This window comes from Pseudomonas sp. S2_H01 (assembly GCF_054668305.1).
Genome location: NZ_CP162756.1, coordinates 3,890,317 through 3,906,374, shown reverse-complemented (window position 1 = coordinate 3,906,374; position 16,058 = coordinate 3,890,317). Strand labels below are relative to the sequence as shown.

11 protein-coding genes are annotated in these 16,058 nt (G+C 59.9%); 3 read left to right on the top strand and 8 right to left on the bottom strand.

What is annotated here, in order from left to right; all coding sequences use genetic code 11:
- Window positions 1-93 precede the first annotated feature (93 nt).
- Window positions 94-1,221, bottom strand: coding sequence for a GNAT family N-acetyltransferase (locus tag AB4N84_RS17440; RefSeq protein WP_460042392.1), 1,128 nt, complete (start codon window positions 1,219-1,221; stop codon window positions 94-96).
- Window positions 1,222-1,501: 280 nt separating this feature from the next.
- On the opposite strand from AB4N84_RS17440, the gene AB4N84_RS17435 reads away from it, so the two are divergent.
- On the top strand, window positions 1,502-2,821 hold the full coding sequence (locus AB4N84_RS17435) for a putative porin (RefSeq protein ID WP_074753089.1): 1,320 nt from the start codon (window positions 1,502-1,504) through the stop codon (window positions 2,819-2,821).
- A 300-nt stretch (window positions 2,822-3,121) separates the two neighbouring features.
- Here the strand turns inward: AB4N84_RS17435 and AB4N84_RS17430 are convergent, their stop codons facing one another.
- From AB4N84_RS17430 to fadD2, 4 genes are all read right to left on the bottom strand, one after another.
- Window positions 3,122-4,243 (bottom strand): beta-ketoacyl-ACP synthase III, encoded by a 1,122-nt coding sequence (locus AB4N84_RS17430; protein ID WP_460042391.1) that lies wholly within the window; start codon window positions 4,241-4,243, stop codon window positions 3,122-3,124.
- Window positions 4,244-4,556: 313 nt separating this feature from the next.
- Entirely contained in the window at window positions 4,557-8,468 is a 3,912-nt protein-coding gene (gene hrpA / locus AB4N84_RS17425) for an ATP-dependent RNA helicase HrpA (RefSeq protein ID WP_460042389.1), read from the bottom strand.
- Window positions 8,469-8,719: 251 nt separating this feature from the next.
- Entirely contained in the window at window positions 8,720-10,417 is a 1,698-nt protein-coding gene (fadD1, locus tag AB4N84_RS17420) for a long-chain-fatty-acid--CoA ligase FadD1 (RefSeq protein WP_460042387.1), read from the bottom strand.
- A 413-nt stretch (window positions 10,418-10,830) separates the two neighbouring features.
- Window positions 10,831-12,519, bottom strand: coding sequence for a long-chain-fatty-acid--CoA ligase FadD2 (fadD2, locus tag AB4N84_RS17415; protein WP_074753093.1), 1,689 nt, complete (start codon window positions 12,517-12,519; stop codon window positions 10,831-10,833).
- Between the two features lie 212 nt (window positions 12,520-12,731).
- Here fadD2 and AB4N84_RS17410 point away from each other — a divergent pair, with 212 nt between their 5' ends.
- Both AB4N84_RS17410 and AB4N84_RS17405 read left to right on the top strand, forming a co-directional pair.
- Window positions 12,732-13,676: an alpha/beta hydrolase gene (locus AB4N84_RS17410; protein ID WP_460042386.1), complete on the top strand. Its 945-nt coding sequence runs from the start codon at window positions 12,732-12,734 to the stop codon at window positions 13,674-13,676.
- 58 nt (window positions 13,677-13,734) lie between these two features.
- Window positions 13,735-14,205: a MaoC family dehydratase gene (locus tag AB4N84_RS17405; RefSeq protein WP_460042385.1), complete on the top strand. Its 471-nt coding sequence runs from the start codon at window positions 13,735-13,737 to the stop codon at window positions 14,203-14,205.
- A gap of 864 nt (window positions 14,206-15,069) precedes the next feature.
- Here the strand turns inward: AB4N84_RS17405 and ccoM are convergent.
- From ccoM to AB4N84_RS17390, 3 genes are all read right to left on the bottom strand, one after another.
- Entirely contained in the window at window positions 15,070-15,189 is a 120-nt protein-coding gene (gene ccoM, locus AB4N84_RS17400) for a cytochrome c oxidase subunit CcoM (RefSeq protein ID WP_279616213.1), read from the bottom strand.
- 133 nt (window positions 15,190-15,322) lie between these two features.
- Window positions 15,323-15,484 (bottom strand): hypothetical protein, encoded by a 162-nt coding sequence (locus AB4N84_RS17395; protein WP_165869860.1) that lies wholly within the window; start codon window positions 15,482-15,484, stop codon window positions 15,323-15,325.
- Between the two features lie 66 nt (window positions 15,485-15,550).
- Window positions 15,551-15,925 (bottom strand): aspartate-semialdehyde dehydrogenase, encoded by a 375-nt coding sequence (locus tag AB4N84_RS17390; RefSeq protein WP_460042383.1) that lies wholly within the window; start codon window positions 15,923-15,925, stop codon window positions 15,551-15,553.
- Window positions 15,926-16,058 lie beyond the last annotated feature (133 nt).

Sequence of the window (16,058 nt, the reverse complement as noted above, 5' to 3'; positions counted from 1 at the left end):
ATGAGCTGGGTCAGTCATTATCAATGTGTATGACCCACCACATTCGCCAGCAAGCCGGCTCCTACAACCGGTAGGTGCCGCTTCCGGTTATTCTCACTCGACCTGCCGATACGGCAGCGCCGCGCGCGCTTCCTCGGCGTACGCCAGAATCCCCGCCCGCTCCTGATTCAGGAAGTCCGCCACGGCCTCGCGCAGGCCGGGATGGGCCAGGTAGTGCCAGGAATGGGTGATCACCGGCTCGAACCCACGAATCAATTTGTGCTCGCCCTGCGCGCCGGCGTCGAAGCGTTTGAAGCCGTTGGCGATGGCGTAGTCCATGCCTTGATAGAAACAGGTCTCGAAGTGCAATCGGTCGAACTCGGCCAGGCAGCCCCAGTAGCGCCCGTAGAAACTGTCGCCACCGATCAGGCTGAAGGCCATCGCCACTGGCCGAGCGCCTTGTCTGGCGAGCACCACACGGATCGCTTCAGGCATGCGCTCGGCGACCAGGCTGAAGAACGCCCGCGTCAGGTACGGCGCCTGCCCGCGAATCTCGTAGGTGTTCGAATAGCAGGCATACACGAAATCCCACTGAGCCTGACTCAGCTCGTGCCCTTGCAGCCATTCGAATTCAAACCCCTGCCCCGCCACTTGCTCGCGTTCTTTGCGCATCTGTTTGCGCTTACGCGAACTCAACGCATCAAGGAAATCCTGAAAATCCCGGTAGCCTCGATTCTGCCAGTGATACTGACAACCGATGCGCTGCAACCAGCCCGGTTGCTCGGCCAGCAGCGTATCGGCCACGGGGTCGGTGAAGTTGACGTGGACGCTGGAGAGCGTTTCAGCCTCCGCATAACCGGGCAGACAGGCCAGTAACTCGCGGCCATCCTCCGGTGTCCTCGCCAGCAATCGCGGTCCACTGACGGGGCTGAATGGAACGGCGATCAACAGCTTCGGATAGTAGGCGATCCCCGCGCGGCGACAGGCATCGGCCCAGCCATGATCGAACACGTACTCACCGTAGGAATGCCACTTGCGATAGGCCGGCAATGCCGCCATCAGCCGGTCGTTTTCGTAATGCAGCAAATGCTCGGCACGCCAGCCGGAACGCGGTCCCAGACTGCCGCTGTCTTCCATCGCACTGAGGAAGCCATGACGCAGAAAGGGCGAGTCTCCAGGAATGAGCGCGTCCCACTCTTCGGGCTTCAGGTCCGACAGTGCATCCAAACGGTGTAACGACATCGCCTCCTCCCATCCCCTCGCCAACGTTTGCGCAGTATCACCTATCGGACACGTTCGCACATGAAATTTGCGCTGACAGCGCTCTAGTCCGCGGGTTCCAGATTTTTTTCACATGTCATCGACATGCCATCACATAGCCATCCCCCTGTCATAAACGGCCGTAATACTGGCGCCTGTTTTTAGAGCCCCCGGTTCTAAAAACCAGACTTCTTTTCCGTCCGCCTTCGGTCGGTTGTTCCCTGGATGGCTTTGTCATCCCTTCTCATCTACGGAGATTGATATGCGTCTTGCTTCCACTAAAACTGCGGCAGCCCTGTGTGGCGGTCTGTTGCTGGCCATGAGCGTTCCGGCCAGCGCCGCAGTCGACGCGAAACTGCTCGACATGCTCAAGGCCAACGGCTCGATCTCGCCAGCCCAGTACGCCGAACTGCAATCGGAGCTCGCCAAGGATCAGCAGGCTCAGCAACAAGCCCAGAAGGCGACAGCCGACCAGATCGCCGCCGCGACCACCGCCAAGTCTTCCGAACTGTCGGCCTTCGAACAGAAAGTCGCATGGGCCGCCAAGACCCAATTCAAAGGCGACGTTCGTGTTCGCCAGGAAACGGTCAAGATCGACGACCAGAACAACAGCCAGGACAAGAACCGTCAACGTATCCGTGTACGTCTGGGCGCTTACACCGACATCAACCCTCAGGTCAGCACCGGCATCCGCATCGCCACCGGTGGCGACAACAAGGCCAACTCCACCAACGTCGACCAGAACGACTACTTCACCAAGAAAGACCTGTGGCTGGATCAGGGTTACATCGACTACCACCCGACCGCCATTCAGAACCTGCACGTTATCGGCGGCAAGATGGCCCAGCCGTGGGTCAGCGAAGGCGACGTGATCTGGGACAACGACATCAACCCGGAAGGTCTGGCCGCCACTTACAGCGTGCCGGTCACCAAAGGTTTCGAGTTGTTCGGCAGCGCCGGTACCTACACCCTCAAGGACAACATCAGCGGCGACGGTACGCAGTTCAAGAACGACCTGCGCCTGAATGCTGCCCAGTTGGGTACGCGTATCGCGATCACCGACAACGTGAAGGCGACCGTCGGCGGTTCGGTGTACCAGTACCAGAACTCCAACGACTGTAACCCGGCAGCTGCAAGCACCAGCACCACGTTCTGCGGCTTGAGCATCAACGGCAACAACACCACCGACTTCCGTCTGTACGAAGGCTTCGGCCAACTCGACCTGACCGGCATGGTCGTTCCGGTCAGCCTGTACGGTCAGTACGTGGTCAACAGCGCTACCGACAGCAATCAGGACACCGCCTGGCTGACCGGTGTGAAGACCAAGGTGTTTGGTTTCGGTCTGGACTACAACTACCGCGATACTCAGCGTAACGCCGTGGTTGGCGCGTTCACCGACTCCGACTTCGCCAACGGCACCACCGGTTCGCGCGGCCACAAGCTGAGCGTCTCGTACGATGTCGACAAGAACTTCACCCTCGGCGCGACGTACTTCCTGACCAAGGCAGACTTCGCCTTCGCCAACGCCCCGCGTGACGAAGACGCGAATACGCTGCAGCTGGACGTGGTTGCGAAGTTCTAAGAGCAGAAAGCTTCACGTTACAGCCTCAGACGGCAAGCTCCCGCCACCTGAGGCCGCTCCACACTTCAGCCCGGAGCTGCCCTGTCGGATCCCCATCATCCGTTCCGACAGGTCAGCTTCGGGCTGCTTTTATTTCCGGCCCACCCACAATGCTCATCTGCCGAACACAAATACTGCGGGAGCGAATTCATTCGCGATTGGCCGGCACATCCAACCCACTTTTGTCGAATCTACCGGCCTCTCGCGAATGAATTCGCTCCCACAGGTTGAGATCCTGGTCAGCTCATAAGCAGAGCGTGATCACTTCTTGCGCAGAATCACACTGCCGATCGAATACCCCGCACCGAACGAGCTCAGTACGCCCAGCGAGCCGCTTGGCAGATCGTCCTGGTAAGAGTGAAAGGCAATGACCGAACCGGCAGAGCTGGTGTTGGCATAGCTGTCGAGAATCACCGGGGCTTCTTCGACCGAGGCGTCGCGGCCCAGGAGCTTTTTCACGATCAAGTGGTTCATGCTCAGGTTGGCCTGATGCAGCCAGAAGCGCTTCACGTCGCTGACGTTCAGGCTGTTCTCTTCCAGATGCACACCCACCAGTTCCGCCACCATCGGGCAAACGTCGCGGAACACCTTGCGGCCTTCCTGCACGAACAGCTTGTCCGCCTTGCCCTCGCCTTCTTCCGCCGTGCGGTTGAGGAAACCGAAGTTGTTGCGGATGTTGTTTGAGAAGGTGGTCAGCAGCTTGGTGCTGACGATGTCGAACTGGTGCTCGGAGGTCGCCAGGTCGGCGCGTTCGACCACGACCGCCGTGGCGGCATCGCCGAAGATGAAGTGACTGTCGCGGTCACGGAAATTCAGGTGCGCCGTGCAGATTTCCGGGCTGATCACCAACAGAGCGCGAGCCTGACCCAGCTTGACGCTGTTGCAGGCGGTCTGAATGCCGAAGGTGGCCGAGGAACAGGCGACGTTCATGTCGAAACCGAAACCCTGAACACCGAGCGCCGACTGAATCTCGATAGAGATCGCAGGGTACGCACGTTGCAGGTTGGAACAGGCGACGATTACGCCGTCGATGTCGGCGGCGGTTTTACCCGCGCGCTGCAAAGCTTGTTCGGCGGCCGCGACGCCCATCTGGCAGAGGATTGACCACTCGTCGTTGGAGCGCTCAGGCAAACGTGGCTTCATGCGTTGCGGGTCGAGGATGCCGTCCTTGTCCATGACGAAGCGGCTCTTGATGCCGCTGGCTTTCTCGATGAAGGCGGCGCTGGACTCGGTCAGTGCCTGAACCTCGCCTGCTTCGATGGCGGCAGCGTTGTCGGCATTGAATTGAGCGACATAGGCGTTGAAAGAATGCACCAGCTCATCGTTGGAAATGCTGTTGGCCGGGGTGTAGAGCCCTGTGCCACTGATCACGACGTCGTACACGGTCGTTCCTCTCTTATTGACGGCAGCAGGCAAAGGGCCTGCGTAAGCACGGTGCTGGCTGTTTTTCTGGAACGACAGTACCAATGCAACGATAAATTTCCCGTAGACGGGCGTGGACCTTGTGAGCGCTTCGAGCTTTAAAGCCGCGAAGTTTGCCATATCGGCCGGGATTTGGCGCTATCGGGCAGTGCGAACGGGCTATTGATTGAGTAGGAGCCGGCTTGCTGGCGAATGCGGAACGTCCGTCACAACACCGTCGACTGACATTGCGCATTCGCCAGCAAGCCGGCTCCTACAAAAATCGCGCCGCTGATCAGCCCTCGACCTGACTCCACTGCTTGCTCAGGCGCTTGTCGGAAATCGGCACCTTGGTCCCCAGTTGCTGGGCGAACAGCGACACGCGGTATTCCTCCAGCCACCAGCGGTAGACCACCAGTTCGTCATCGCGCTTGCCTTCCTGCGCGTGCTTGTCGGCGCGGGTCTGGTATTGCGCCCAGAGGTTGCCCAGTTCAATGCTCCAGACCCGGTCTTTCTGCACTTGGCTGCCCAGCTTCTCAAGCCGCAACTCGATGGCCTTCAGGTAGCGCGGCAACTCCTTGAGCCACTGCGCCGGGGTCTCGCGCACGAATCCGGGGTACACCAGCGTGCTCAACTGCCCTTTGATGTCATTCAGGGCGACGGCCTGGGCCAGATCGATCTTGCCCTTGAAGCGCTTTTGCAGGCCGTGCCAGAGCTTGAGGATCTCCAGCGTCAGTTTCGCCAGACGCTCGGCGTGCTCGGTCAGACTGCCCCGCTTGCGCTCGGCCAGCGACAGGAGGCCTGCGCCATCACGCGGCAAGCTGGCTTCGCCTTCCAGAATGCAGGTGTCCAGGCTCGCCAGCAGGATGTCCTCGATCAACGCATCGACCCGACCCATGTCGCGGTACAGCAACGCCAATTCCGTCTGACCCGGCAATTTGCTGCGCAGGAACTTCGCGGGTTCTGCCAGTTGTTGCAGCAACAGACGCTGCAAGGCACGGCGATGTTGATACTCGGCTTCGGTCTGCGTCGAGAAGCGCCCTTCCTTGACCGTGCCGCCCTCTTCCACCAGCGCCGGATACACCGTCATCGAGAGGCCGGCGATCTTCTGTTGCGTCTTTTCCGCGACCGCCGCAAAACCCTTGGCTTCTACCGGTTGCTGGCTCTTTTCGGTTTGCGGCACAGCCAGTGCGGCCTGTCCGGCTTCGGCAAAGCGCGCCGTCAGCTCATCCAGATCGCGGCCTTCGCCGAGGAACTTGCCGTTGGCGTCGACCACCTCAAGGTTCATCTTCAGGTGATTTTCCACCTGTTGCGCCGCCTCGGCCCATGCCTCGTCGGTGACGCGCGCGCCGGTCATGCGCAGCAACTCGCGACCCAACGCCTGAGGCAACGAACCGTCAGCGAACACCATGCGCTGCAAGGCCGCCTTGACGAAGTCCGGCACCGGCACGAAGTTCTTGCGCAAGGCTTTAGGCAGGTTACGCACCAGGGCCACGCATTTGGTTTCCAGCAGGCCCGGCACCAGCCACTCCAGACGCTCGGCCGGCAATGACAGCAACAATGGCGCAGGCACGCGCAGGGTCACCCCGTCACGCGGGTGATTGGGTTCGAAGTGATAGGTCAACGGCAAGGTCAGTTCGCCTAACCGCAACGTGTCCGGGTATTGATTGGCCGTGACCTCGCTGGCTTCACGGGCAAGGACATCTTCCTCGCGCATGATCAGCAACTGCGGGTTCTTCTGGCTCTCCATCCGGTACCAGGCGTCGAACGTCGCGGTCTGATGAATCTCGGCCGGCAGGCGCTCGTCGTAGAAACGGAACAGGGTTTCTTCGTCCGCCAGAATGTCGCGACGCCGGGCCTTGGCTTCCAGTTCGTCGAGCTCTTCCAGCAACCTGGCGTTGGCGCTCAGGCATTTGGCGCGCGACTGAATCTCGCCACGCACCAGGCCTTCACGGATGAAGAATTCCCTCGACACCACTGGGTCGATCGGGCCGAAATGCACCGGGCGGCGCCCGACCACGATCAGCCCGAACAGGGTGATCTGTTCGAAGGCCACGACCTGACCACGCTTCTTCTCCCAATGCGGTTCGAAGTGGTTCTTCTTGACCAGATGCCCGGCCAGCGGCTCGATCCAGTCGGGTTCGATCTTCGCCACCATGCGCGCATACAGCTTGGTGGTTTCAACCAGCTCAGCGGCCATGATCCACTGCGGGCGCTTTCTGCCCAGCCCGGAAGACGGATGCACCCAAAAACGCCGCTGACGTGCGCCGAGGTAGTCGCCCTCTTCGGTTTTCTGTCCGATCTGACTGAGCAGACCGGAGAGCACCGCCTTGTGGAATTTCGGGAAGTCGGCCGGCTCTTTGTTGACCGTCAACTGCAGGTCACGACAGATCAGGCTCAATTGACGATGCGAGTCGCGCCACTCGCGCAGACGCAGGTAGTTGAGGAAGTTGCGACGGCACCAGTTGCGTAACGGACTGGCCGTCAGCGCCTGGCGCTGCTCCTCGAAACCGCGCCACAGATTGACCAGCCCGGCGAAGTCCGAGTCCTGATCTTTCCATTGCGCGTGCGCCTGATCGGCGGCCTGCTGACGCTCCGGCGGACGCTCGCGCGGGTCTTGAATCGACATGGCGCTGGCGACGATCAGCACTTCCTGCAGGCTGCCCTGTTTGGCCGCTTCCAGCAGCATGCGGCCCATGCGCGGGTCCACCGGCAAGCGCGCCAACTGGCGACCCAGCGGGGTCAGCTGGTTCTCGCGGTTGACCGCCGAGAGTTCCTGCAACAGGTTGAACCCGTCGCTGATCGCCTTGCCGTCCGGCGGTTCGATAAACGGGAAGTCGGTGATCTCGCCCAGACGCAGGTGCAGCATCTGCAGAATCACCGCCGCCAGGTTGGTGCGCAGGATTTCCGGATCGGTGAACTCAGGGCGCGAGAGGAAATCCTCTTCGCTGTACAGCCGCACACATAAACCCGGCTCGACCCGCCCGCATCGGCCTTTACGCTGGTTGGCACTGGCCTGAGAGACGGCTTCGATCGGCAGACGCTGAACCTTGGCCCGATAGCTGTAGCGGCTGATGCGCGCAGTGCCGGTGTCGATCACATAGCGGATGCCCGGCACGGTCAGCGAGGTTTCAGCGACGTTGGTCGCCAGCACCACCCGACGGCCCGGATGCGACTGGAAAATCCGCTGCTGTTCAGCCGGCGACAGCCGTGCGTACAACGGCAGGATTTCAGTGTGTTTGAGCTGAGCCTTGCGCAGCATTTCGGCGGCGTCACGGATCTCGCGCTCACCCGGCAGGAACACCAGCACGTCGCCGGGCGACTTGCGTTCGCTACGTTCAAACGCTGCCAACTCATCGAGGGTCGCGAGAATGGCCTGATCGACGGTCAGGTCGTCTTCGACGCTGTTGCCCTCTTCGTCCTGCTCGGACGTCAGTGGGCGATACCAAGTGTCCACCGGAAAGGTCCGGCCCGAGACTTCAATCACGGGCGCCTTGTCGAAGTGCTCGGAGAAGCGCTCCAGGTCGATGGTCGCCGAAGTGATGATGACTTTCAGATCAGGGCGGCGCGGCAGCAGGGTTTTCAGGTAACCCAGCAGGAAGTCGATGTTCAGGCTGCGTTCGTGGGCTTCGTCGACGATGATCGTGTCGTAACGCTCAAGAAAACGGTCATGCTGAGTCTCGGCCAGCAGGATGCCGTCGGTCATCAGCTTGATCAGGGTGTTGCTGTCGCTCTGGTCCTCGAAACGGACCTGATAGCCCACCAGCGCTCCGAGCGGCGTGCCGATCTCTTCGGCGACCCGGCTGGCGACACTGCGCGCAGCGATTCGGCGCGGCTGGGTGTGGCCGATCAGACCGTGCTGGCCACGACCGATTTCCAGGCAGATTTTCGGTAGCTGGGTGGTTTTACCCGAACCCGTCTCACCGGCGATGATCAGCACCTGATGCTTGAGCAACGCCTCCTTGATCTCATCGCGCTTGGCGGCAATCGGCAGGTTTTCGTCGTAGCGAATGGTCGGCACGCTTTGCTTGCGGCTCACGGCTTGCGCGCACGACGTCTGGACACGCTCAACCCATTGCGCAAGCTTCGCCTCGTCGGGCTTCTTGCGCAGTTCGTGCAACTGGCGACGCAGGCGATGACGATCACTGATCATCGCGTGGTCGAGGCTTTTATACAGTTGGTCGATGGCGGTCGATTCGTCGGTCATCAGGGCGCGAAGTCTTTTCTATCTGAATGCAGGGCGCGGATTGTCGCAGATTTATCCACGATCATGCACAACCCTGTGGGAGCGAGCTTGCTCGCGAAGGCTGTATGTCTGGCGCAGAAGGTGTGTCGGATGTAACAGCCTCTGCGTGAGCAAGCTCACTCCCACAGATCTCGTGTGATCAGCGAAGTCTGCGCCCTTCCTTAAAACAACAAACCCCGCACGCGGGCGGGGTCTGTGGTCTTGCCGCTGACTTACGCGGGCTTCTTCAGCGCCAGCTTCTTCAGCTCTTCGTCACGCAACTCGCGTCGCAGGATCTTGCCGACGTTGGTGGTCGGCAGCGCGTCGCGGAACTCCACGCTGCGCGGGACTTTGTAGGCGGTGACGTTGGCGCGCATGTGCTCCATGACCTGCTCCTTGGCCAGCGTCGCACCCGGCTTCACGACCACGAAGATCTTGATCGCCTCGCCTGACTTCTCGTCCGGCACGCCAATGGCGGCGCACTGCAACACACCCGGCAGGGTCGCCAGCACGTCTTCCAGCTCGTTCGGATAGACGTTGAAGCCCGACACCAGAATCATGTCTTTCTTGCGATCCACAATGCGCATGTAGCCGTCTGGCTGGATCACCGCGATATCACCGGTCTTCAACCAGCCTTCGGCATCGAGCATTTCATCGGTGGCTTCCTGACGCTGCCAGTAACCCTTCATCACCTGAGGGCCTTTGACGCACAGCTCGCCGACTTCACCGAGCGGCAACTCTTCGCCCGCGTCGTTGATGGTCTTGCACAGCGTCGAGGGCACGGGAATGCCGATGGTGCCCATCTGGATTTTCTGGATCGGGTTGACCGTCGCCACCGGGCTGGTTTCGGTCATGCCGTACCCTTCGCAGATGGAGCAACCGGTCACGTCTTTCCAGCGTTCGGCGGCGGCTTGCTGCAGCGCCATGCCGCCCGACAGGGTGACTTTGAGCGAGGAGAAATCCAGGTTGCGGAAGTCGGCGTTGTTGCACAGCGCCACGAACAGCGTGTTCAGACCGACGAAGCCGCTGAACTTCCACTTCGACAACTCCTTGACCATCGCCGACAGGTCGCGCGGGTTGCTGATCAGGATGTTGTGGTTGCCGATCAACATCATCGACATGCAGTGAAAGGTGAAGGCGTAGATGTGATACAGCGGCAGCGGTGTGATCAGGATCTCCGTGCCCTCATTGAGGTTGGAACCCATCAGCGCCTTGCACTGCAGCATGTTGGCGATCAGGTTACGGTGGGTCAGCATGGCACCCTTGGCCACGCCTGTCGTGCCGCCGGTGTATTGCAGGACCGCGACGTCGCTGCCTTTCGGCGAGGCATCGTTGACCGGCTTGCCGTGCCCCATCGCCAGCACGTCGTTGAACTTGACGGCTTTGGGCAGATGAAACGGCGGCACCATCTTTTTCACGTACTTGATGACGCTGTTGACCAGCAGGCGCTTGAGCGGCGGCAGCAGGTCGGCGACTTCGGTGACGATGACGTGCTTGACGCCAGTCTTGGGCACGACCTTCTCGGCCAGGTGCGCCATGTTCGCCAGGCAGACCAGCGCCTTGGCACCGGAGTCGTTGAATTGATGTTCCATTTCCCGCGCGGTGTACAGCGGGTTGGTGTTGACCACGATCAGGCCCGCGCGAATGGCGCCAAACACGGCGATCGGGTACTGCAGCACGTTGGGCAACTGCACGGCGATGCGGTCGCCCGGTTGCAGGTCGGTGTGCTGCTGAAGGTAGGCGGCAAACGCACCGGACAGCTCATACATCTCACCGTACGTGAGTGTCTTGCCCAGATTGCTGAACGCAGGTTTGTTGGCGAAACGCTCGCAGGACTGTTTCAATACCGCCTGAACGTTTGGATACTCGTCCGGATCGATATCGGCAGCAATGCCAGACGGATATTTATCCTTCCAGAAGTTTTCGATCATGGAAGCCGACTCCTCAGCGACAGCGTTTCTACACACCGCTTAATGCGATGATTTCTTGTGTTTGGAATGATGTAGCCACAGCTTTTTGCGTATCGACAGGACAAAAAGCGGGCCGAGCGTAGCAGCTTTGCCAGAGGCCGCCTAGAGCCAATAGCGGCCCGAACAGTCACAAAAATGACTCTTGAACAGTTAAACGTCACGTTTAGAGCAATGAACCTAAATGTCGGAAAATGCCCAACAATTGTAGGCGCGCGCTTGCCCGCGAAGGCGTCAGCACATCCGACACGATTATTGACCCACACACCGCATTCGCGGGCAAGCGCGCTCCCGCACAGGTTTCATGTATCCCATAAAAAACGGCGTGTTTCTCAACACGCCGTTTCTGTTTATAGCCCCGTCACGTTATAGCCCCTTCACGCGGTGTCGCGCAGCTCTCTTCGCAGGATCTTGCCCACGGGCGTCATGGGCAACGACTCACGCAGCACGATCTGCTTGGGGATCTTGTAGCCGGTGAAGTTCTCTTTGCAATACGCCTTGAGTTCTTCGCAGGTCAGGCTCGGATCTCGGGGCACCACGAACAGTTTCACCGCTTCACCCGAGCGCTCGTCCGGCACGCCGATCACTGCGCAGTTGGCGACTTTCGGATGACGCGAGACGACGTCCTCGATCTCGTTGGGGTAAACGTTGAAGCCCGAGACGATGATGAGGTCTTTCTTGCGGTCAACGATGCGAATGAAACCGTCCGGATCAATGACCGCAATGTCCCCGGTCTTGAGCCAGCCTTCGCTGTCCAGGACTTCAGCGGTGGCATCGGGCTTGTGCCAATAGCCGAGCATGATCTGCGGCCCCTTCAGGCACAGCTCACCGCGCTCGCCCACGGGCAACTCAACGCCTTCATCGTCGATGACCTTGGCCGTGGTCCCCGGCACCGGCATACCGACCGTGCCCAGTTTCGACAGGTTGCCGTACGGGTTGGCCGTGGCGACCGGCGAGGTTTCGGTGAGGCCGTAGCCTTCCACAATCGGGCATCCCGTGAGCTGCAACCAGCGTTCGGCCGTGGCTTTCACCAAGGCAGTGCCGCCGGAGTTGGTCAAGCGCAGGCTGGAGAAATCCAGCGTCTTGAAGTCCGGATGATCCATCAATGCAACGAACAACGTGTTGAGGCCGAGCATCGCGGAGAATTTCCACTTTTTCAGCTCTTTGATGAAGCCGCCGATGTCACGGGGATTGGTGATCAACAGGTTGTGGTTGCCGCTGACCATCATGCACATGCAATTACAGGTAAACGCATAGATGTGATACATCGGCAGCGGCGCGACCATGATCTCGCTGCCTTGCCTGAAGATCGGCAAACCGTCCGGACCGTGCTGGAGCATGCAGGCGTAGACCTGTTGCATGTTGGCGACCAGGTTGCCGTGGGTCAGCATCGCGCCTTTTGGCGAACCGGTGGTGCCGCCGGTGTATTGCAGAACGGCGATGTCTTCCAGGTCCAGCTGAACGCGTTGCAGGTGATCGCCCCGCCCCAGTTTGAGCACGCTCTTGAAGGCCACGGCCTGCGGCAGGTCGTACTCGGGCACCATCTTCTTGACCTTCTCGACGACCGTGTTGATCAGCCAGCCTTTGGCGGCGGACTGCATGTCGCCCATCTTCACTTCGATGAGGTACTGAATGTCGGTGTCTGGCAGCACTTCCTGAACGTTCTTGCCGAAGACGTTCAGGTACACCAGCGCGCGGGCGCCGGAATCCTTGAACTGATGGCGCATTTCACGGGCGGTGTACAGCGGGTTGGTGTTGACCACGATCAACCCTGCGCGCATCGCACCGAATACCGCGATGGGGTACTGGATCAGGTTGGGCATCTGAACGGCGATGCGGTCGCCGGGCTTGAGTTCGGTCTGCTGCTGCAGGTAACCGGCGAACGCCGCCGAGTGTCGCTCCAGCTCTGCGTAGGTCAGGGTCACGCCCATGTTGCTGTAGGCCGGACGGTCCGCATACTTCTTGCAACTGCGCTCGAACACCTCCACCACGGATTTGTAAGCGTGCAGGTCCACCTCAGAGAGGACGCCTGCCGGGCGTTTGTCGTTCCAGAAATCAGGTTGCATGTTCTTTTTATCCTCTTACCTGAGAGTGCTGGCCCCGCGATGAAGCAGGTGCTTGCCGGACGTTAGCAGCTGCCACCAGGAAGGCAAATCGTCATCAATGACGTGAATCTTGCGGGTGATCAGGCTGCCATCTGACAAGCGCTATACACTGCAATCAGGCGACCGACAGAGCGCTATTTCAAGACAAATCTTTACAGGGCCAGGGAAACGCCATGAAACACGATGCTTTTTGGCTGGACGCCAGTGATCACACTCGCCTGTACGTCAACGCATGGGTGCCGCTGACCAGCCCGCGGGCCGTGGTGATGCTGTCTCATGGCATGGCTGAGCACAGTGGCCGCTATGCCCGACTGGGCGCGGCACTGACCGACGCCGGCTTTGCCTTGTACGCCCATGACCAGCGCGGTCATGGCCGTACCGCTGCCAACGGCGTGCTCGGTCACTACGCCGACCGGGATGGCTGGAACACCGTGGTGGGCGATCTGGCCAGCCTCAGCGCCTCGATCGGCCAGCGTCATCCGGACGTCCCCGTCTTTTTACTGGGACACAGCATGGGCAGCTACATTGCTCAGGCGTACCTGTTGCACCACAGCGCCAGCGTTCAGGGTGCGGTGCTCAGCGGCTCGAATTTTCAGCCCGTGTCGCTCTACCGCAGCGCCGCCGTGATCGCCCGCCTGGAACGCTGGCGGCAAGGCGCTAGAGGGCGCAGCGCGATCATCGAGTTCCTGTCGTTCGGCTCGTTCAATAAAGCCTTCAAACCTGTGCGCACGCCGTTCGACTGGCTCAGTCGCGATCAGGAAGAAGTCGATAAATACGTCAACGACCCGCTCTGCGGCTTTCGCTGCACCAATCAGTTCTGGCTGGACATGCTCGGCGGGCTGCAACAGATCAGCAAGAAATCCAACCTGGCGCAGATCGATAAAAGCCTGCCGCTCCTGATCATCGGCGGCGAATGTGATCCGGTGAGCGAAGGCAAACGTCTCAAGGATCTGGCAGGTGCGCTGACGGACACCGATCACGCGCTCGTGACGCTGAAGCTATACCCGCAGGCACGGCATGAAATCCTCAACGAAACCAACCGCGAGGAAGTCACTCATGATTTACTCGCCTGGCTCGAGCAGGCGCTGAGCGAACCACGACCGCGCCGAACCGAATGACCTGTCGGGATTTCAGCTCTTTTATTCACTTTTCATTTTCATGTCACAGGACAGCAACATGACCGAAGTCACCAACACGCCGTACGAAGCCCTTGAAGTCGGCCAGACCGCCAGCTACAGCAAGACGGTCGAAGAACGCCATATCCAGCTGTTTGCCGAGATGTCCGGCGACCGTAACCCGGTGCATCTGGATGCGGAGTTCGCGGCCAAGAGCATGTTCAAGGATCGGATCGCTCACGGTATGTTCAGTGGCGCGCTGATCAGTGCCGCCGTGGCGTGTGAACTGCCTGGGCCGGGGACGATTTATCTGGGTCAGCAGATGAGCTTTCAGAAGCCGGTGAAGATTGGCGATACATTGACGGTGCGTTTGGAGATTCTGGAAAAACTGCCGAAGTTTCGGGTGCGGATCGCGACACGGGTTTTTAACCAGAACGATGAGCTGGTGGTGGATGGCGAGGCCGAGATTCTGGCGCCGCGTAAGGTGCTGACGGTGAGTCTGGCTGAGTTGCCGACGATTACGGTTGGCTGATTTTTTGTTGCGCTGATCGTGTTCTGCCTAACGGCAGAAGCGTTCCGCCTTCGGCGGGTTACTTGATAACCCCAAGCAACCAAGGGTCAGGCTCCCGGTTGGGCCCGACTTCGTCGGGTTCCTTCTCTCCGGCGACGCTCCGTGGGCGCGCCGCCTGCGTTCACCCTGCACCCAAGTCGCGTTTGGTGGTGCCTGAACCGTCGCGTACAAGGGCAACGCGGGCTGGAGCTAACGCTCCTCGCTTTCTTGGTTCGTGCATCCATTTCCCGCATTCCACTCTCCACTGTAGGAGCGCGCTTGCCCGCGATCTACCGCGCAGCGGTAGCAAAACCAGGCGACTCAATCATGCCTGACACACCGCATGCACAGGGTTTGCTGCCGGTTCCCGGCAGATCGCGGGCAAGCGCGCTCCTACGCCTTCGGCAGAATCAAAAGCACAGCGGATATCCATGACTTGTGTTGCGACTGCCTTTGCTTTTGATTTTCCTGCCTCGTCAGTCCAGACACCACAAATCGCGACTTGGGTGCAGGCCAAACGCAGACGACGCGGAGTGGGTCGAGCGGCATGGATGCCGCGAGAGCGCCGTCAGGACATGGATGTCCGTTCGGCGCGGGCCCACGGAGCGTCGTCGGAGTGCGGGAACCCGACGACGTCGGGCAAAGCCAGGAGCAAAGCGTTTTTGGTTACTTTTGTCGCTTTTTACAAAAGTGACCCGCTGTAAGAGCGGAACCACAAGTAGCCGTTACCGCAGCAACGGATATACACCCGCTGCAAGTCTCCCATCCCCACAAAAAAACACGCACAAAAAAATGGGCAACCGAAGTTGCCCAAAATGCCTTGCGTGCTCTTTTTATAAGAAAGACTCAGCCCTTTCCGCCTTTGTGGCTCGAGTCTCTCCAGATGAACAATCCCAAGCCTGCAAAAAAGCTCAGCATCAACATCACCGTCATCACACCGGCTATCACCGCATGATCGAGAAACATAAGCGCCCCTCCTGCCGTAACCCTGTTCGATGGGTGCAGATTAACCAGAGGCGAAAAAGAGAGTGTTGACCCAGGTCAATGCCGCTGCGCATGACCGCGCAGCGGATCGACGGGAACAATTAAGAAGGGAGGTCTAGCGTTTTTTCGGCTTGTTCTTCGGCTTTTTCTTACCCTTGCCCAGCGGCATCGCCTGCTCGAAGGCCTGACGCACTTCGTTGAGCCGCTTGTCATTGAGGTCGTGAACACGCTTGGCGCGCTCGACACTCAGGTCTACCAGTTTTTCGTCATCGCTCATGGCGTGCTGCTCTCGAATACCCAATGGCGACAATAATGCGTAATCCCGGCGGCGCTGACCAGCACCTCAGACTTTCAAATCCACCCACAAGCCCTGGCGCGGCTCGTCGTCGATGATCGGCACGACCGGGACGGTGTTATCGGCGTTCAGATAATCCCCGGGCATGGCCGGGCCCGCGTGCTGAGGCTCGTTCGGAGTGTCTTCAGCCAGATCGGGATGACGATCGGCGGTGCGGCGGTCACGCCGACGCCTTTGCTGTCGGCGCTGTTCTTCGCGCAGCAGCAACTGGGCCTGCTCGGGATCGCGCTCGCCCATGTTGATTGTGCTTTCGCTGGAGCTCGGCTGCACGGGCGTAACGGGCGGAATGTCCGGGGTGGGCTTGACCGGGTCCTGCTGCGCAGTCACGGGGGCTGCACTCAAGGGAAACAGCGGTGGCAGCATGGTAATGGTCTCCTGTTATCAAGCTGTCGGCTGCCGTTTCGTCGACTTGAGCCGTTGGAAGAGGAAGTTTGGACTATGTTTTTCGCAACAAGTGCTAGCCCACAGCCACAAACCCAATAAATACGGGCGTTTT